This window comes from Xanthomonas sp. F4 (assembly GCF_011761895.1).
Genome location: NZ_JAASQX010000004.1, coordinates 232,789 through 249,918 on the forward strand (window position 1 = coordinate 232,789; position 17,130 = coordinate 249,918).

Consider the following 17,130-nt stretch of genomic DNA (forward strand, 5'->3'; position numbering starts at 1 on the left):
GGCGGGCTCGATCGCGGCGGCGCGCTGGGTCACGAGCTAGGGAGCGGCGCTGAGCTTCTACGGCGGTTCTGTGTTTGCAGATCGGGTGGCCGCGGGCGATAGGGCGCCGAGGCCGGCTGCCAGTGGGCGTCTGAATGGCTATGCCACGGCGCGCTTAGGACTTCGCATAAATGAGTGATCTGGTTTGGTCTATAGATGTGATTTCCATCGATAATTCCATGTCGCATAGGCGGCGATCTGTGTTGTCCAGCCCAGATCGGGGACAGGTCGCGCTTACTGGTCTACTATCCCCGCGACAGGGGGAATCATCATGCGAATCGCCAGGCAGTGGGCGTTCGGAGCGGCGTTGTGCGTGCTGACCAGCATCGCCGCGGCGCAGCCGACGGGCACACCGACAGAAGACACCGCAGTGGCGGCGCCGGCCAATCCGGCCTACCGCACGCAACTGCTGCAGTTGATCAGCGACGACGCGCAGGCCCGCGCCGATCTCAAACGGGACTACACCCCGCAGCGGCTGCAGCACGATACCGTCTCACTGCGCGCGTTCGCGCGAGAACTGAGGATGGCGCAGAAGGAAAGCTTCGGGCGCCTGACCGAGTTGATCCGGCGCCAGGGATTTCCCGATGCGCACGCGGTCGGTGCCGATGTGGCGCATGCGGCCTTCCTGATCGCCCAGCGCATCAACGAGCCTGGGTTCCGCGCCGACTTCCAGCGCGGCATCGACGCGGCCGTGCAGCGCGAGGCCTATAGCCGTGCCGATCAGACGCTGTTCGCCGATCGCAGCCGGGCGCTGAGCGCGAAGCGCTAGCCGCCGCCATCGCGGCAAAGCCAGGAAGGGCGGCGACGTTGCACTGGCCCCGTCGCTGGCGCGACGCGCGCGCAACGACGGCCCACTTCGCAGATGCCGCCGCATCGGTCGCGTGCGGAGGTTGTGCGCACGCGCGTTCGGCAATGTCGCTTGCCGCGGTGCTGCGGTGTGGCCCGCAGCCGGCAGACGCCTGTCGCCGATAGACGCCGCAACCTTGTCTCCTGGCGTTGTTCGGCCGCGCGTCTTCCGACGTGTGGCGTCCCGTTGTGTCGCTGCCCGCGCATTCCACGACGCGCTGCTGCCGCAAACCGCCTGGCACGCGTCTACATTTTGCGGCCGATCTGCGCCGGCACGGCCTTCGACTGACACTGCGCCGGCGCTGCAGCTGCAACGCATTGCGCGCTCCACCCGCGTTCGCGGTCACAGTGCATGCGCACGATTGGCCGTGTCGATGGCAGTGATTGCAAGGAACGAATGTTCTGCGCGCGGCACTGCCGCCATGCTGCAGCTCCCTTCACACGAGCCGACGCCATGCGCCCTGGATCCCTGCTGCTGCTTGTCCTGTTGTCGCCTTCTCTGATCCTGTCGGCCAGCGCCGCGCAGTCCACGCTCACCCGCGACAACGGCGCGCCGGTGGGCGACAACCAGAACTCGCAGACCGCCGGGCCCAACGGTCCGACGCTGCTGCAGGACGTGCAACTGATCCAGAAGCTGCAGCGCTTCGATCGCGAGCGTATCCCCGAGCGTGTGGTGCACGCGCGCGGCACCGGCGTGCATGGCGAGTTCACCGCCACCGCCGACATCTCCGACTTGAGCAAGGCCAAGGTGTTCGCGCCAGGCACCACCACGCCGGTGTTCGTGCGCTTCTCGTCGGTGGTGCACGGCAACCATTCGCCAGAGACGCTGCGCGACCCGCACGGCTTCGCCACCAAGTTCTACACCAGCGAAGGCAACTGGGACCTGGTCGGCAACAACTTCCCGACCTTCTTCATCCGCGATGCGATCAAGTTCCCGGACATGGTGCACGCGTTCAAGCCGGACCCGCGCACCAACCTCGACGACGATGCGCGCCGCTTCGATTTCTTCTCGCACGTGCCTGAGGCGACCCGCACGCTGACCCTGTTGTACTCCAACGAAGGCACGCCGGCCGGCTACCGCTTCATGGACGGCAATGGCGTGCATGCCTACAAGCTGGTCAACGCGCAGGGCCAGGTCCATTACGTGAAGTTCCACTGGAAGAGCCTGCAGGGCCTCAAGAACCTGGATCCGCAGCAGGTGGTGGCAGTGCAGGGCAAGGACTACAGCCACCTGACCAATGACCTGGTCGGCGCGATCAAGCGCGGCGACTACCCGAAGTGGGACCTGTACATCCAGGTGCTCGCGCCCGAGGACCTGGCCAAGTTCGACTTCGATCCGCTGGATGCCACCAAGATCTGGCCGGGCGTGCCCGAGCGCAAGATCGGGCAGATGGTGCTGAACAAGAACGTGGACAACTTCTTCCAGGAGACCGAGCAGGTGGCGATGGCGCCGGCCAATCTGGTGCCGGGCATCGAGCCGTCGGAAGACCGCCTGCTGCAGGGGCGCATCTTCTCCTACGCCGACACGCAGCTGTACCGCGTCGGCACCAATGGCCTGAGCCTGCCGGTGAACCGGCCGCGCGTGGCGGTCAACAACGGCAACCAGGACGGCGCGATGAATGCCGGCAGCACCAGCAGTGGCGTGAACTACGAGCCTAGCCGGCTCAGCCCGCGGCCGCAGGATCCGAACGCGCGCTACAGCCAGCTACCGCTGTCCGGCACCACCCAGCAGGCCAAGATCACCCGCGAGCAGAACTTCAAGCAGGCCGGCGAACTGTTTCGCAGCTACAGCAAGAAGGAGCAGCAGGACCTGATCCAGAGCTTCGGCGAATCGCTGGCCGGCACCGACGACGTGAGCAAGCACCTCATGCTCTCGTTCCTGTACAAGGCCGACCCGGCCTACGGCAGCGGCGTGACGCGGGTGGCCAAGGGCGACCTGGCGCGGGTCAAGCAACTGGCCGCGCAGCTGCAGGACTGATCCGTCCCACGCGCGGCCCGGCGGCGCCATCGCCGCGCCGCGCACCTTCTTGCGGAGACCCCCTATGCGTCGTGTTGTCCTCTTTCTTCTCGGCCTCGCCGTGAGCGCAACGGCCGCCGCAACGGCTGCGCCTGCGACCCCCGATCCGGCTGCGGTGCAGGCGCAATTGCGCAGCTACTTCTTCGATGCCGCGCGGCAGGGCCGCCAGGACATGCTGGCCGAGTTCATCCGCGCCCATTACGACCTCGATACCCGCGACGACAAGGGCTACACCGCGCTGATCCTGGCCGCCTATCACGGGCAACAGGCAGCGGTGGAACAGTTGCTGCGCGCCGGTGCCGACCCCTGCGCGCAGGACAAGCGCGGCAACACCGCGCTGATGGGCGCGATCTTCAAGGGCGAGCTGAGCATCGCCAAGCGGCTGATGCAGGCCGATTGCGCGCCGGACCAGCGCAACAACGCCGGACAGACCGCGGCCATGTACGCGGCGTTGTTCCAGCGCACCGAGGTGCTGAAGGACCTCGCCGCCAAGGGCGCCGACCTGCAGGCCCGGGACGCGCAGGGCAACGACGTGGCCCGGCTGCAGCGCGGCGAGTTCGCGACCGCACCGGCGCGCTGAGCGGTCCCGCCCCGCTTCCGGGGCGGGTGCCGGGTCGGGCAATCGCACGGCGCGTGGATCGCAGGCCCCGGATCGGCGAAAATGCCCGGGTGGCCGGTTCCTCCGGCCCGCCGCGGCCCGTGCGTCGCCGTTTCCGCTTCGGCGGGCGGTGGCACACCAGGGCCGCGTGCTGCCCTGTCGGCGTCGTGCCGGCGCTCTGCCGCGGCTCGCCGTCGCCCATCCCGGATCTGTCTTGAACGCCACTGCCCCCGTTTCTCCCGACGACCTGCCCCAGGCCGAGCGCCTGCGCATCGCCCTGGACCTGCTCGAGACCATCGCCGCCGACCGGCGTGTGCTCGATACCCTGCCGGAGCCCGAGCGGGTGCGCCTGCTGCAGGTGGTCGCCCAGGTCTTCAACCCCGAACCCAAGGCGCGGCGCAAGCTGCTCAAAGACCAGGCGCGCGAGCGCCACCAGGAGAAGGTGCGCAAGGCCGAGGAACTGCTGGCGCAGACCGGCATCCGTGCGCTGCGGCGCAAGCCGGTGTTCAGCACGCCCAACTATTTCCCGCCGCACATGCCGGCCGCGTTGGCGCATGCGCAAACCGTGGCCGAGACGCCCGCGACGCATTCGCCCGAATTGCGCCACTGTTACGTGTGCAAGCAGAAGTACACCGAGCTGCACCACTTCTACGACCAGATGTGCCCGCCCTGCGCCGAGTTGAACTACTTCAAGCGCACCGAGACGGCGGACCTGCGCGGGCGTGTGGCGCTGCTCACCGGCGGCCGGGTCAAGATCGGCTATCAGGCCGGGCTCAAGCTGCTGCGCGCCGGCGCCGAACTGATCGTGACCACGCGCTTCCCGCGCGACTCGGCCGCGCGCTACGCGGAGGAGCCGGATTTCGCCGAGTGGGGCCACCGCCTGCAGGTGTACGGGCTGGATCTGCGCCACACGCCCAGCGTCGAGGCGTTCTGCAGCGAACTGCTGGCGACCCGCACGCGCCTGGATTTCATCGTCAACAACGCCTGCCAGACCGTGCGCCGGCCGCCGCAGTTCTACGCGCACATGCTGGCCGGCGAGACCGCCGCGCTGCACGACCTGCCCGAGCACGTGCGCCGGCTGGTGGGCCAGTACGAAGGGCTACGCGGCCCCGACCTGCTGCCGGCCGGGGGGAACACGCTGCCGGCCGGTGCGGGCCAGGGGCGCGGCGGCGCCGACGGCCTGCTGCGCGCCGCGGAGCTGTCGCAGGTGCCGTTGCTGGCCGACGATCTGCTCGCCCAGCAGCACCTGTTCCCGGAAGGGCGGCTGGACCAGGACCTGCAGCAGGTGGACCTGCGCGGACGCAACTCCTGGCGCCTGCTGCTGGACGAAGTGTCCTCGGTGGAGCTGCTGGAGACGCAATTGGTCAACGCGGTCGCGCCGTTCGTGCTCAACGCGCGGCTCAAGCCGCTGATGCTGCGCACGCCCGAGCGCGACAAGCACATCGTCAACGTGTCGGCGATGGAAGGGCAGTTCTACCGCAACTTCAAGACCACCCGGCATCCGCACACCAACATGGCCAAGGCCGCGTTGAACATGATGACCCGCACCTCGGCGGCGGATTACCAGAACGACGGCATCCACATGAACAGCGTGGATACCGGCTGGGTCACCGACGAGGATCCGGCCGAGATCGCTGCGCGCAAGGTTGAGGAAGAGCGCTTCCATCCGCCGCTGGACATCGTCGACGGCGCCGCGCGCATCGTCGATCCGATCATCCACGGCTTCAACACCGGCGAGCACGTGTGGGGCCAGTTCCTCAAGGACTACGCGCCGACCGACTGGTGAGGCGGCGCCGCTCGACCGGAGCGGTGCGCGCGATGTGCATCCGCTCCGCGCTCGGGGACTAGCCGCGGTCGCGTCCTGCGGTCGTCGCGGTGACGGCGGCGGCGGCCTTCTCGCGGCCCCGGCACTGAACAGCGAAGAACACGCGCGTTCGCCGCCTGCCGCCGCACGCCGCGTGTCCCTGCGTCGCGGCGCCGGACCCGCGCGTACTAGCCCAGGGTTTGCAACTCGCCGCGCGGGCCGGCTGATGTCAGATACAGGTGGCCGATGCTGATCGGCAGGCGAAAGCGGCGTGGTCCGGCGCTGCCGGGATTGAGGTAGAGCACGCCGTCGCGGGCCTGCAGCGACGGCATGTGCGAGTGGCCGCTGATCACCACGTCCACGCCGTCGGCGACGCGCGCCAGCGTCTTCAGGTCGTGGCGCACGTGCAGGCGCACGCCGTCGATGTCCAGGTCCAGGGTCTCGGGCAGCGCCTGCGCCCATGGCGCGGTATCGATGTTGCCGCGGATCGCGTGCAGTGGCGCCAGTTCCCCCAGCGCTTCCAGCACGGCGGGCTTGCCGACGTCGCCGGCATGCACGATCGCGGCGCAGCCGCGCAAGGCCGCCAGCGCCTCGGGACGCAGCAGGCCATGGGTGTCGGCGATCACGCCGAGATGCAGCGTTCGAACGGGACCCATCGGTGGCGCTTCCTGGTGCGTGACCAGCGTCCAGCCTACGCATTCGGACGTGGTGGCGCCGTCGCGACCGCCGTGTAGGTGCCACGGTCCATGGAGCGAGTCGCGCCAGCGCAGCGAGCGTGGACGCGCAGGGTTCGCACGCCTGCATCGGTACGTCGGCGTGCAGCGGTAAGCCCGGCAGTGCCCCCGCGATTGGCAGCCACCGGCCCTGCAGGACCGCGCCATCGCGCTCGAGCATTAACCTGCACGGAGCGGCGCGCGCGCCGAGTGCGGCGGACGCACACGGCGTGTTGTACCGTTGCCATCCGCGTTCAGCCCTCGATGTCGCGCGACCGCGCAGGGCCTTGCCTTTCTTCTCCAGCAGACTTCGACCGATGACCTCTTCCGCTACGCCCCCTGCCGCCGCCGATGCCGCGCCGCACGGCGCCGCCGCCGTGTTCCGCGTGGTCACCGGCAACTTCCTCGAGATGTACGACTTCATGGTCTATGGCTTCTATGCCACGGCCATCGGCCATGCGTTCTTTCCCTCGCACAACGCGTTCGCCTCGCTGATGCTGTCGCTGGCCACCTTCGGCGCCGGCTTCCTGATGCGGCCGATCGGCGCGCTGGTGCTGGGCGGCTACATCGACCGGCACGGGCGTCGCAAGGGGCTGATCCTGACCCTGGGGCTGATGTCGGCCGGCGTGCTGCTGATCGCCTTCGTCCCCGGCTACGGCACCATCGGCGTGCTGGCGCCTGTGCTGGTGCTGATTGGCCGCCTGCTGCAGGGCTTCTCCGCCGGTGCCGAACTGGGTGGCGTGTCGGTGTACCTGGCCGAAATCGCCACGCCGGGACGGCGCGGTTTCTACGTGGCCTGGCAGTCGGCCAGCCAGCAGGTAGCGGTGGTGTTCGCCGCCGCGCTCGGCGTGGCCCTGCATGCATTGCTGTCCGACAGCGTGATGGACAGCTGGGGCTGGCGCGTGCCGTTCGCCATCGGCAGCCTGATCGTGCCGCTGATCTTCCTGATCCGCCGCTCGCTGCAGGAAACCCCCGAGTTCGCCGCGCGCAAGGCGCCGGACCTGGCCGGCATCGCACGCTCGCTGCGTGCCAATGTCGGGCTGATCCTGGCCGGCGTGGGCATGGTGATGATGACCACCGTGTCGTTCTACCTGATCACCGCCTACATGCCGACCTACGGCCGCGCCGAACTGCATCTGAGCGAACTGGACAGCCTGGTGGTGACCGGCTGCATCGGCCTGTCCAACTTCGTGTGGCTGCCGGTGATGGGCGCGCTGAGCGACCGCATCGGTCGCAAACCGCTGCTGGTGGTCGCCAGCGTGGCCATGCTGCTGACGGTGTGGCCGGCGCTGCAGTGGCTGGTCGACGCGCCCTCGTTCGGTCGGCTGCTGCTGATCGGCGAGTGGCTGTCGCTGCTGTACGGCGCCTACAACGGCGCGATGGTGGTGGCGCTGACCGAGGTGATGCCGGCGGAGGTCCGCACCACCGGCTTCTCGCTGGCCTACAGCCTGGCCACCGCGACGATGGGCGGCTTCACCCCGGCAGTGTCCACCTGGCTGATCCACGCCACCCACAGCCGCGCCGCGCCGGCGCTGTGGCTGTCATTGGCGGCGCTGATCGGCCTGGCCTGCACCTTGCTGCTGTTCCGTCGCCAGCGCGGCGCCGACACGTTCCACGCCGCCTGAGCGCGGCACTGCGTGGAGGAGGGCAGGGCGGCTGCAGTCTGCCGCGCTCTGCCTGGGCAACGCGCCCCGGTATGCGTCCGGCGCTGGTCTAGCTCAGATCCAGTGCGGCAGTCAGATCGCCCGGCACCACGCCGCTGGCGGCGTGCATGGCGCGTTCGCGTTCGACCAGGCCCGGCAACGGCTCCAGGCCGAAGCGGCGGGTGATGAAGCGCAGGATCGAGCCGGTGTCGTAGACGCTGTGGTCGACATGGCCGCGCTTGGCGTGCGGCGACACCACCAGCGCCGGGATACGCGAGCCCGGGCCCCAGCGGTCGGCCTTGGGCGGCGCCACGTGATCCCACCAGCCGCCGTTCTCGTCGAAGGTGATGAACACGACGGTCTTGTCCCATAGCGGGCTGTTGCGCAGCGCGTCCACCACCATCGCGATGTGGCGATCGCCGGCGGCCACGTCGGAATACCCGGCGTGCATGTTGAGGTTGCCCTGCGGCTTGTAGAACGTCACCGGCGGCAGCGTGCCGGCCTGCACGTCGGCGAGGAAGCGGTTCTCCGGGGTGCTGTCGCCCAGGCCGCCGTCGCGCAGGTGACGCGCCCGTGCCGGCGTGCCCGGGGCGAGGTTGGCGAAGTAGTTGAACGGCTGGTGGTGGATCTGGAAGTTGGGGCTGGTCGGGAACTCGCTGGTGTCGCCGGTGTCGCCCTTGCCCTGCACCGCCAGCGCCCAGCCGCCGGCGTACCAGGCCCAATCCACGCCCTTGGCGTCGAGCGCGTCGCCGATGTGGCGGTGGGTCTGCGGCGGCAGCGTGTTGGGGCTGTTGGGGTCGGCGTAGTCCGGGCGTGCCGGGTCCTGGCTGGTGCTGGGCTGGAACGGCGGGCTCAGCGTGTTGATCGCCCAGAAGTCCGGGGTCAGCGCGCCGTTGCGCACGAAGCGCGGCCGGCCGTTGAGCGCGCTGCCCGGCGAATCGTCCTGCACCGCCAGGCGGATCTCGTCGGGACGGTCGCTGGCCAGCACGCTGATCTGGGTCCGCCCCGGGCTGCTGTCGGCCTTGGGGTAGTACGGCGCCTGCGCGGCGACCAGATACTGGTGGTTGAGGAACGAGCCGCCGAACGCGCCCATGAAGAAGTTATCGCACAGCGTGTAGTCGCGGGCCAGGCTCCACAGCCGCAGCGTGGCCGGCGCATCGGCGTAGTGGCCCATCACCAGGCCGCCGGCGTCGCTCCACGCGGCGAAGCCGTCGTTGCGGCCGCCGTTGATCTGCATCTGGTTCTCGTAGAAGCGATGCACCAGGTCGCGGGTCACGATGCCGTGCGGCAGCAGTTGGCCGTCGGGCGTGCGCAGCGCGAACGGCGCGTTGGGCAGCGGCCCGATCGCGTCCTCGCCGATCTTGTAGCGGCGATGCGCCACCACCTGTTCGTCCGGCGCCAATCCGCCCCAGATCGGCGGCAGGATGTCGAGTACGCTGCCGTCCCGATCCACCTGCCGCGCCTGCGCCGGCGTCACCTTGGACAGCGGCTGCTGCAGCCCGGGGAACTCGGGGAACAGGTTGTTGAAGCTGCGGTTCTCGGCGTAGATCACCACCACGTGTTCGATCTTCTGCCGCAGTTGCCGATCCAGTTCCGTCGGCGACAGCGCACGCGCTGGCGCGCGCTTGGCGGTCTCGGCGTGGACCTCGGCGGGACCACCGAGCGCGAGCGCGCTGCCGGCCAACGCCAGGCCACCGAGCAGACGGCGGCGTTGCGGGTTTTCGGGGGTGGTGTCGGTGTCGGCGGGCGTGGTGGACGCAGGATCCTGGGGCGGCTTCTTCACGGGGTCATCGGAGGCGAGGGAAAGGCACCCGCCAGTGTGGGCCGCGTGAATGACAAGTCAAAGCCAGCCGGTCCCAGCGCCAGACTCGCGTTCAGCGGCCGTATCGCAGAGCGCCCTACCGGGGTTATGGATGGTGCTGCGAGAGGCCGTGTCCGCGGCCGCTCTCAGCGGCACGCTCGCATGCTGCCGAATACCTGCTCGCACAGCGCCACATGGATGCCCGAGTCGTCGCGCGCTGCCGCGCCGCTGGCGATGGCGCCACTCAGCGCCGGGCCGAGCCGCGCCTCGCCCAGACGCGCGGCCAGCTCGGTCAATTGCGCATGGAACCGGTGCTGCATGTCGGCGATCTGCTGGGCATCGTGCCCGAGCCAGGCGTAACCCTTGTCGTTGTACGCGGCGGCACCGTGCAAGGTGTCGGCCAGGTCGTGCTGCGGGTCCTGCGGATCGGTGGGCATCGTGGGTTGGGGGAGAGATATGCGGCAGCGCCGGTCAGGCGGGCTTCCCGGCATCTTCGGCGCCCTCGGCATCGCCCAGCGCATGCTGCACGTACAGGCGCTTGACCAGCACGTAGAGCACCACGGTGAGCGGCGCCGCCAGCACCACGCCCATCGGCCCGAACAGCACGCCGATGCCGAACAGCGAGAACAGCAGCAGCGCCGGCGGCAGGTCCACCGCGCGCGCCTGGATCAGCGGCTGCAGCACGTGTCCCTCCAACTGCTGCAGCACTACGAACAGCAGCAGCGCGCCCAGCGCCACCTGCGGGCTGACGGTGAAGCCGAGCAGGATCGCCGGCACCGCGGCCACGATCGGGCCGACGATGGGGATGAAGTCCAGCAGCGCGGTCAACAGGCCGATGCCCAGCGCCACCGGCACGCCCAGCAGCCACAGGCCGATGCCGGTCAGGGTGCCGATCACCGCCATCGCCAGCAACTGCCCGGTCAACCACGCACGCAGCGCCTGGCCGCTGGCGGTCAGCGCCTCGTCGGCGACGCCGCGGCGGTCGCGCGGCAGCAGGTGCAGCAGGCCCTGCCGATACAGCTTCGGCTGCGCGGCCAGGTACAGCCCACCGACCATCATCAGCACCGCATCGGTGACGCCGCCGCCGGCCGACAGCACGATGGCGCCGGCGTGCGTGGCCAGGGTCGAGGCGCCGTCGCGCAACTGATCGGGGATGCGCTCGATCTGCGGCCCCAGCGGGCCGGACTGCAGCCAGGCATGGAACTTGTTCCAGGCCGCGGGCAAGGTGGCGCGGAAGGTATCGATCTGCGCGGCGACCTCGGCACCGAACAGCAATACGATCGCCGACAGCGCCAGCACCAGCACCAGGATCACCAGCGCCAGCGCCGCCCACTCCGGCAGCGGCAACCACTTGCGCAGCAGCGTGGCCAGCCCGTGCAGGAGCACGCCCACCACCACCGCGCCGAACACGATCAGCAGCAGCTCCGACAACTGCCAGGCCAGCAGCGCCAGTGCGCCCAGCGCCATGACGACCAGGACCCGCGCCGCGAAGGGACGCAGGGGCGAGGGGGAACTCGGGAGGGAGGCATTCATCGGCGGCGCGGATCCCGATCAGGACAATGAGCGCGGACAGTAGTGATAGCGCAGTGCAGGGCGAGCGAAGATCGAGTGCCGGCCGTCGGCCGCACCCACCCACCGGTCGGCGGCCATGGGCGATGCCGGCGGGCGCCAGCATGTGGGGCGGCTTCGACGCGCGTTGGTCGGGCGCCCAGCGGTAACTGCCGGCGCTACTGCCCTGCGGGCGGTTGCCAGAGTTCCACCTTGTTGCCTTCCGGGTCGATGACCCAGGCGAATGCGCCGTATTCGGATTCGTCGATGCGCTCCAGCACGTGGCAGCCTTCCTCGCGCAGCGCCGCGACCAGGGCGTGCAGATCGTGCACCCGGTAATTGATCATGAAGGGGGCCGTACCGGGCGAGAAGTGCGGCTCCTCTGCCGCCGAGCCGATCGACCAGACGGTGGAGCCGGTCACCGGCGCGCCGCTGTCGTCGTTCCAGGCGAAGGCGGTGCCGCCCCAGGCCTGCACGTCGATGCCGAGATGCCGCTGGTACCAGGCCTGCAGCGCGGCCGGATCCTGTGCCTTGAAGAAGATGCCGCCAATCCCCGTGACGCGCTTCATGGAGCCTCCGCTGGTCCGATGGTGGGCTGGCCCGGCAGTGGCTCGTAACCGTCGCCGCGGCCGCTCAGCCAGCGCAGTCTACGCTTGCCGGCCTCGCTCAGGTACGCCACGGCGGCCAGCAGCAGCGGATGCCGCAGGTCCGCGTCCGTCAGCGTCCGCGCCCGCTCATCGACTTCGATACTCAGAAAATGCGCCTGGTCCGCCTCGTCGTCGTAGCTGCGCGCCAGCAACCGGTCGCGGCCGTCGCTGAAGCGGTAGAGGGTGTAGGCGTAGTAGTAGCCGTCTTCGTCGTCGGGCTCGCTGGCGTCTACGTGGTGGCTGATGTCGACGTGCATGTGGGCTCTGTGTGGACCGCCGTGTTCGTCAGGCCATACTCGAGACCACGTGGCCTGTCCCGGCGTTGCCGTTCGCCCAGAGCGTGAAATCAGTGCCTGCCGGGAAACATGCAATTGCCTCAGACATCAACAACTGTACCGCTGCCCGGAACGTATCGCCGGGCGACGGGCTGCCGGTGAAGGTGAGGCGGGCGGACCATTGTTGCTGATCGATGCAGAGAATGGCGCACCACTGGCCGGGGACGAGCGCAATCGCCTTGCTTCCTGGCTGCGCAGGATGCAGATGCAGGTCGGCCAGGAAGTGATACGGCAGGCCTGCATCAGGCATATGTCCGGTCACGGCTTGCCCCAGCGCTCCTCGACATTGAACAGCACCTCGCAATCGCAGAAGCCGCCGTGCGCACCGAGCCAGGGGATGACCGACTCCGGCGCGACACCGTGGGACGCGAGGAACTGCGTGGTGAGCCGCAAGGAATGATCGCAGCCATCGGCGAGCGCGTCGTTCAAGTGATCGAACAAGGCCCAGAGTGTTTCCTTGGGAAGGGGAAGCGCGGCCTCTTCAGATGTGCGCTGCTCGGACTCCACCTTCCTGCGGAGCGCTTTGCGACCTTGGGCTTTCGGGTCTTCTGTCATTGTCGCTGTCGCTGGTAGAAAACAATGCTGCGGCGGAAGTAGCGGGGAAGTACGGCGCGCGCCGGACGATCAGTTGTCCTTGATCCAGGCCTTGATCGCCAGGTTGACCCGCTGGCGGGTCTCGGCATCCGCCTTGCGAACCAGATACGGCGACCGATTGCCCAATACCCCCGGCGCGGTCGACTGCACGCGCTCGGCGAGCTGCGCGATGAAATCACGTCCAAGGGCGCGGAACTGCGCAATTTCCTGGGCAGTCAGTGCCATGGTCCACTCGTAACCGACGGGGCCATGGCTGCAGTTGACGTCGAGCAGCAGCGTGTCGCCGTCGCGCAGGAGGAACCAGGCATGAGGCGCGTGATCCACTACCTGCATGGCACGTTCCTTCGACGCGCGAGGACAATGCTTCGCGTCCATGTTGCATGCATGACGTAACAGCTCCTGTCGCTTACGTCGACGGCTTGTTCTTGCTGTACACGATCTTCTTGCGTCCTGCCTCGCAACTGCCAATGACCTTGCGATCCTTGACATCGGCGTTGTCGACGGCGTCCAGCGTGTAGTTCTTGACGCCGTGGGCATCGAGTTTCGCGGTGAGCTCTGCCTTCAACTCATCGCAGTTCTTGCCGGCAAGCGCCGGCGACGATACGAGGGCAAGCAACAGGAAGGCAATGGCGTGTTTCATGATAGGGCCAATGGTTGATGAGGGAGGGAGTCTTGCAGCGAAAGCAAAAAGGGCACTGGGACTTGGCGGTGAAACCGAATCGTGTCTGCGCGGGTGACTGGTGAGACCGGTACGCTTGCATCGAGTGTAGCAAGTTGCCGATGGCACCAATCGCTAGGTCCGTCGCACGCTCCTGGCGATCCATCGCGCCAACCGCGGCGGGCGAAGCACCGACGACGGTGCATCAACGATGCCGCATCGGATTCATGGGTCGGCCCAGAGACCCGAGTCGTACATCATCCGCATCGTGTAGTTGAGCTGTAGGGTCTGGTTTGGGCCACACGCGATCTCCGTGTCCTTGCCCGACGTGTCCGGTGGCGAAACAAGAATCGACGAGCCTGACCTGAGTGGATCGGACAAGCTGTAGCGGTAGCCGCCGTTGCTGAATTCGATCGATGCATTGCCGTTCAAGAACGACCGGTAGGTAAACAGCCCCGTCGGCGGCTTCTTCTCGGCAGGGTACTGCAGTACCAGCTTCCCACTCTCCGACGCACGATACTGCAGGTAGCCCGAGGTCCGATTGACCACCTTCGACGAGCATAGCGAGAACACGCGCTTGCGCGTCTGGCAGGTCCACAGGGTGAGTTCTTCCTTGTTGCACAGCGGGCTGTGTTGGTACTGGCTCTCCGACTCCTGCAGCGTCGCCTGGGTGATGGACGGCCCCGGCTGCGAAGCCGGGGCGGCGAGCGGCAGGCTCACCAAGGCCGCTGTCATTGCGATGCTTGCCATTGCCTTCTTCATTTTTTTGCCTTTTGCGGCGGACGATGTCAAGGGAAGGTGGAGTGTGTAAACGATGGCGTCGTCCTGCCGTAGTGTGCAGGACGCTTAGTGTGGATGCCGGGTCCTCGCCAGTAGTGTCCGGGCCCGATCAGCCAGCCTGTCGGGATCTCTCAAGTAGATCGTAGGGGCATGGGTGATCGCAACGGTCGTCGCCGCCTGCATTGGTGAGAGCTGGCTAAGCGGCTTGCCGAATTGGCGATTGGCAAAGCTGCTTAGCCCATAGTCGATGCCGTTGTAGGAAAGGACGCAGTAAAGCCCGTACATTTGCGACCTGTCGAAGTGCATCGGTAGGAGGATGCTCCAAAGTGCGTTGCGCACGTGCCCCTGACCTTGTGTCAGATCCGGGTATACACGTGAAACGACCATGCGTGCCGCATGCCGAGAAGGCGACCGCGTATTCGCGTCGATTAGTCCGCGGATCGTCTGGGGAGGAGAGGACTCCTCGGGGTCGGCATGGGCGAGTACATCGCGAATCAGAGCCAAATGCGGTCGGACCGCTAGCGCATCGTAGGCAGCGAATGCCATAAGCGTTGCCAGGATGAGTAGCGCTGTTGCTGTTCCTAGATACTTGATGATCTTGAGCATGAGCGTCAATCAGGTCTCGGTTGACATCGGCAGACGGATGCTTGGTGGGCACGCGGCTACTACAGTCGACGTTGATCGGCGACGGGCTGGAACAACCAGCCAACGAGCAAGCCGAAGCCTGTGGAGGCGAGCAGTTGTAGCCATTCCAGTATGAAAAGTATGGTCGGTTCGGGTGGCGACAGCGCCGCGACCACAGCTGCTTGGGCGGCGTAGACGACCAGGACGAGGCAGGCATGCGCGAGGCGGTGCTGTGCCACGCGCCGCGCCAGGTGCGCGAGCAGCGCGGCGCATAGCAGGAAGGAGAGGATGGATCCGGCATTGACCAGTCCCCGAGGTCGAAGATGCCGCTGAAAAAGCCAACGCAGCACTGCAGAAGAAAAAGCAGACCGGCATAGGCAAGGATCGATTTCCAGTTCATTGCGGAGTGTGCGCTGATGCGATTTGGGGGAAGATCCAGCGGATGTTCGATACGTCGCGCAAAGGAGGTTGTGCGTAGCCAGGTGTGCTGATCTGATCGCTAACTCGCCAGCTCCGCGAGTACGCGCTGATGCGGCACGTCGGCGGCGAACCATGCCGAGTCTTCTGCTGGTTCGGGGTAAGCGTTGATCGCCACGATGAAGTGCACGGTAGTGCTGGCTGCCGCCGGAACTTGCGGCAGCAACACATCAAAGCCGTTGGGCCGATAGCGCAGGGGATAGGCGTGCTTGTAGGTGTTCGTGTCCAGTCCATGTGCCTGCAACCGTTCTGCCAGGGCGTCGCCATCTTCAGTGCCGAGCAATATGATCTGGTTACCGTCGATCCACTCCAGTGCATCAAGCCGTTCGCCGGTGGTGGGGCGCGGATCCGCTGGGAACTGCCTCTGCCACAGGGCGCTGATGCGGACGTCGGAGAGTGCGATCGGAGGAAACAGGGTGATCAGCACCGCGATGCTTGCTGTGACGGACATGCCCGGTGGCAAGATCGGCGCAATCGGGCCGTGTTGAAAGGTGGCGACCGGTGTGCCCAGCCACGAACCTTGTGCGTGCACATCAAACGCCAGGTCGCCAAGGGGCGTCGTCAGGACATCCGCAATCCTTGGCGCAATGGTCGGACTGAGTAAGCAACGATCCGCTGTCGGTGGCAGGTGCACGTTCATGGCGGACACCTTCGTGACGCATCACTCGTAGCTGCGACCGGCGAACAGGAAGGTAGCGAACAATCGCCAGACATTGGTCGGCTTCGGTCCGGGGCGGGCACCGAACTCCGAGTCCTCCGCCCAGGCGTTGGCTGCGCCGAGGAAGTCGGCGATGCTGTGGTTGGCCCAGGCGCCCTGGAATCCGTCGCTGCTCGGCGTTTGGCTGTCGACGGCGCTGCGTTCGGCGATCAGCAAAGCGACGAAACGCATGAAGGAGGCTTTCCCTTCCACAGACAGCAGCGCGTCGAATAACGGATCGTGTGTCATTGCACTATTACTGCCCTTGCAAAGCTCGGCCTTGAGCGTCTGATGTGGTGCCGTGGGCATCTGCGCTCTGAAGCCTCATATGGTTCCGTCGGCGAATATTCATTCGTCCTCGTCCTCGTCCTCGTAAGGAGCTCTGGACCATGCATCGCCCAATGCTTGCCGGGTCGCGCGCCAGCCTGCCGGCAGGTCGGCAAGCTCTCCGATCGTGTGATCGGCCTCGACCATGCAGCCGAGGCAGACCAGCTTCACGTCCGTTTCGTCGATTGTCGTCCCGCACAGGAACTGCCAATCGCCGTCGTGCTCGTGGTAGACCTCACGCACAGGTTCTGTGTCATCCAGTGCCTGCCGTGTGGTGAACATCCCGGTTTCGACCGGCAGGGCGAAGTGCCAGGATCGGAAGGTGTGGGAGTGGCTCACGTAAGGGGTGTCAGGCTCGGATAGGTCGAATGGTAACGGTGCGTGGGTACAAGAGGCCGGACATCTTCGTTGCCTTGGTCGGCGTCTTCCACGTGTAGAGGCATTTTGTCGTCGCTGAGGTAGCCATAGCTCCGAAGCCAGGGAGCTATCGCCTTGGACTGCAGGTTGTTGGTTAACAGGAACTGCTCGATGCGGGTCATACGCCCAAGCTTCGCGAGGTACTGGGTCGGTGCCGGCCAATGCCCTGGGGATCTGTGCCTGCAGGAACCGATAACAGCCCCAAAGGTTGGAGTTAAGCGGCGGAAGCCACTCGCCTCGAACGAGATGCCAGACTGTGCAAGTTGTAGCGGCCCAAGCAACTTACCCGAAATGCTGGTCAATATACTTGGCCGCTTGCTCCGAGAGTGCGATCGGCCGCGGGCCGCCACCTGTGATGAAATCTGTCATCCGGCCAGGGCAGGATAGGCTTTTGCCATTGACGAATTCGATGCCGTGGTCGTCGCCGCGATAATCATGCCAGTATCGAGCGACAAGTTGACTGCCATTATAGACACGGTAGCTGTAGTTGCCGAAGGCATCCCGCCCAGGCTCCTGTTCGATTCGGTATCGCAAGAGTGAGTCCTATGATGCCTGACTCTGGAAT

The 17,130-nt window shown here is 66.8% G+C and carries 22 protein-coding genes; 5 read left to right on the plus strand and 17 right to left on the minus strand.

The window, feature by feature from the left end:
• Positions 1 to 310 precede the first annotated feature (310 nt).
• From FHR66_RS15280 to FHR66_RS15295, 4 genes are all read left to right on the plus strand, one after another.
• Positions 311 to 808 carry a hypothetical protein gene (locus tag FHR66_RS15280; RefSeq protein ID WP_237475203.1) on the plus strand — a complete coding sequence of 166 codons (498 nt, stop codon included), beginning with the start codon at positions 311 to 313 and terminating at the stop codon, positions 806 to 808.
• Positions 809 to 1,339: 531 nt separating this feature from the next.
• Positions 1,340 to 2,863, plus strand: coding sequence for a catalase KatB (gene katB / locus FHR66_RS15285; protein ID WP_160964453.1), 1,524 nt, complete (start codon positions 1,340 to 1,342; stop codon positions 2,861 to 2,863).
• 64 nt (positions 2,864 to 2,927) lie between these two features.
• Positions 2,928 to 3,482, plus strand: coding sequence for an ankyrin repeat domain-containing protein (locus tag FHR66_RS15290; protein WP_160964452.1), 555 nt, complete (start codon positions 2,928 to 2,930; stop codon positions 3,480 to 3,482).
• Between the two features lie 232 nt (positions 3,483 to 3,714).
• On the plus strand, positions 3,715 to 5,286 hold the full coding sequence (locus FHR66_RS15295; protein WP_160964451.1) for an SDR family NAD(P)-dependent oxidoreductase: 1,572 nt from the start codon (positions 3,715 to 3,717) through the stop codon (positions 5,284 to 5,286).
• A 206-nt stretch (positions 5,287 to 5,492) separates the two neighbouring features.
• On the opposite strand, the gene FHR66_RS15300 is transcribed toward FHR66_RS15295, so the two are convergent.
• Positions 5,493 to 5,960, minus strand: a complete 468-nt coding sequence (locus tag FHR66_RS15300; protein WP_167087917.1) for a metallophosphoesterase family protein — start codon at positions 5,958 to 5,960, stop codon at positions 5,493 to 5,495.
• 374 nt (positions 5,961 to 6,334) lie between these two features.
• On the opposite strand from FHR66_RS15300, the gene tcuC reads away from it, so the two are divergent.
• Complete coding sequence (gene tcuC / locus FHR66_RS15305) at positions 6,335 to 7,642, plus strand: MFS transporter (RefSeq protein ID WP_160964450.1); 1,308 nt, start codon at positions 6,335 to 6,337, stop codon at positions 7,640 to 7,642.
• 88 nt (positions 7,643 to 7,730) lie between these two features.
• Here tcuC and acpA read toward each other — a convergent pair whose 3' ends face one another.
• The 16 genes from acpA to FHR66_RS15385 all read right to left on the minus strand — a co-directional run bounded on the left by acpA (position 7,731) and on the right by FHR66_RS15385 (position 17,099).
• Positions 7,731 to 9,443, minus strand: a complete 1,713-nt coding sequence (acpA, locus tag FHR66_RS15310) for an acid phosphatase (protein ID WP_167087919.1) — start codon at positions 9,441 to 9,443, stop codon at positions 7,731 to 7,733.
• A gap of 164 nt (positions 9,444 to 9,607) precedes the next feature.
• The gene (locus FHR66_RS15315) at positions 9,608 to 9,898 is read right to left on the minus strand and encodes a hypothetical protein (protein WP_160964448.1); all 291 of its coding nucleotides are present in this window, start codon (positions 9,896 to 9,898) and stop codon (positions 9,608 to 9,610) included.
• 34 nt (positions 9,899 to 9,932) lie between these two features.
• Entirely contained in the window at positions 9,933 to 10,928 is a 996-nt protein-coding gene (locus tag FHR66_RS15320; protein WP_160964775.1) for an AI-2E family transporter, read from the minus strand.
• 260 nt (positions 10,929 to 11,188) lie between these two features.
• Positions 11,189 to 11,578: a VOC family protein gene (locus tag FHR66_RS15325; protein WP_160964447.1), complete on the minus strand. Its 390-nt coding sequence runs from the start codon at positions 11,576 to 11,578 to the stop codon at positions 11,189 to 11,191.
• Positions 11,575 to 11,913 (minus strand): hypothetical protein, encoded by a 339-nt coding sequence (locus tag FHR66_RS15330; protein ID WP_160964446.1) that lies wholly within the window; start codon positions 11,911 to 11,913, stop codon positions 11,575 to 11,577. Before FHR66_RS15330 ends, FHR66_RS15325 begins: the two co-directional genes overlap by 4 nt.
• Before the next feature lie 28 nt (positions 11,914 to 11,941).
• Positions 11,942 to 12,253, minus strand: a complete 312-nt coding sequence (locus FHR66_RS15335; protein WP_343160644.1) for a hypothetical protein — start codon at positions 12,251 to 12,253, stop codon at positions 11,942 to 11,944.
• Positions 12,250 to 12,546, minus strand: a complete 297-nt coding sequence (locus tag FHR66_RS21140) for a DUF2695 domain-containing protein (protein ID WP_237475202.1) — start codon at positions 12,544 to 12,546, stop codon at positions 12,250 to 12,252. The genes FHR66_RS15335 and FHR66_RS21140 overlap by 4 nt, the downstream gene beginning before the upstream one ends.
• Positions 12,547 to 12,615: 69 nt before the next feature.
• Entirely contained in the window at positions 12,616 to 12,960 is a 345-nt protein-coding gene (locus tag FHR66_RS15345) for a hypothetical protein (protein WP_255421801.1), read from the minus strand.
• Positions 12,961 to 12,991: 31 nt separating this feature from the next.
• On the minus strand, positions 12,992 to 13,225 hold the full coding sequence (locus FHR66_RS15350; protein WP_160964444.1) for a DUF1161 domain-containing protein: 234 nt from the start codon (positions 13,223 to 13,225) through the stop codon (positions 12,992 to 12,994).
• A gap of 243 nt (positions 13,226 to 13,468) precedes the next feature.
• Positions 13,469 to 14,005, minus strand: coding sequence for a hypothetical protein (locus FHR66_RS15355; protein WP_456361767.1), 537 nt, complete (start codon positions 14,003 to 14,005; stop codon positions 13,469 to 13,471).
• Between the two features lie 84 nt (positions 14,006 to 14,089).
• Positions 14,090 to 14,629, minus strand: a complete 540-nt coding sequence (locus FHR66_RS15360; protein ID WP_160964443.1) for a transglycosylase domain-containing protein — start codon at positions 14,627 to 14,629, stop codon at positions 14,090 to 14,092.
• A 59-nt stretch (positions 14,630 to 14,688) separates the two neighbouring features.
• Positions 14,689 to 14,997, minus strand: a complete 309-nt coding sequence (locus FHR66_RS15365; protein ID WP_237475200.1) for a hypothetical protein — start codon at positions 14,995 to 14,997, stop codon at positions 14,689 to 14,691.
• A 149-nt stretch (positions 14,998 to 15,146) separates the two neighbouring features.
• Positions 15,147 to 15,764: a hypothetical protein gene (locus tag FHR66_RS15370; RefSeq protein ID WP_160964442.1), complete on the minus strand. Its 618-nt coding sequence runs from the start codon at positions 15,762 to 15,764 to the stop codon at positions 15,147 to 15,149.
• A gap of 21 nt (positions 15,765 to 15,785) precedes the next feature.
• Positions 15,786 to 16,070 (minus strand): DUF7660 family protein, encoded by a 285-nt coding sequence (locus tag FHR66_RS15375; RefSeq protein WP_160964441.1) that lies wholly within the window; start codon positions 16,068 to 16,070, stop codon positions 15,786 to 15,788.
• A gap of 99 nt (positions 16,071 to 16,169) precedes the next feature.
• Positions 16,170 to 16,487, minus strand: coding sequence for a hypothetical protein (locus FHR66_RS15380; protein WP_160964440.1), 318 nt, complete (start codon positions 16,485 to 16,487; stop codon positions 16,170 to 16,172).
• Positions 16,488 to 16,847: 360 nt separating this feature from the next.
• On the minus strand, positions 16,848 to 17,099 hold the full coding sequence (locus FHR66_RS15385) for a hypothetical protein (RefSeq protein ID WP_160964439.1): 252 nt from the start codon (positions 17,097 to 17,099) through the stop codon (positions 16,848 to 16,850).
• Between the last annotated feature and the right edge of the window lie 31 nt (positions 17,100 to 17,130).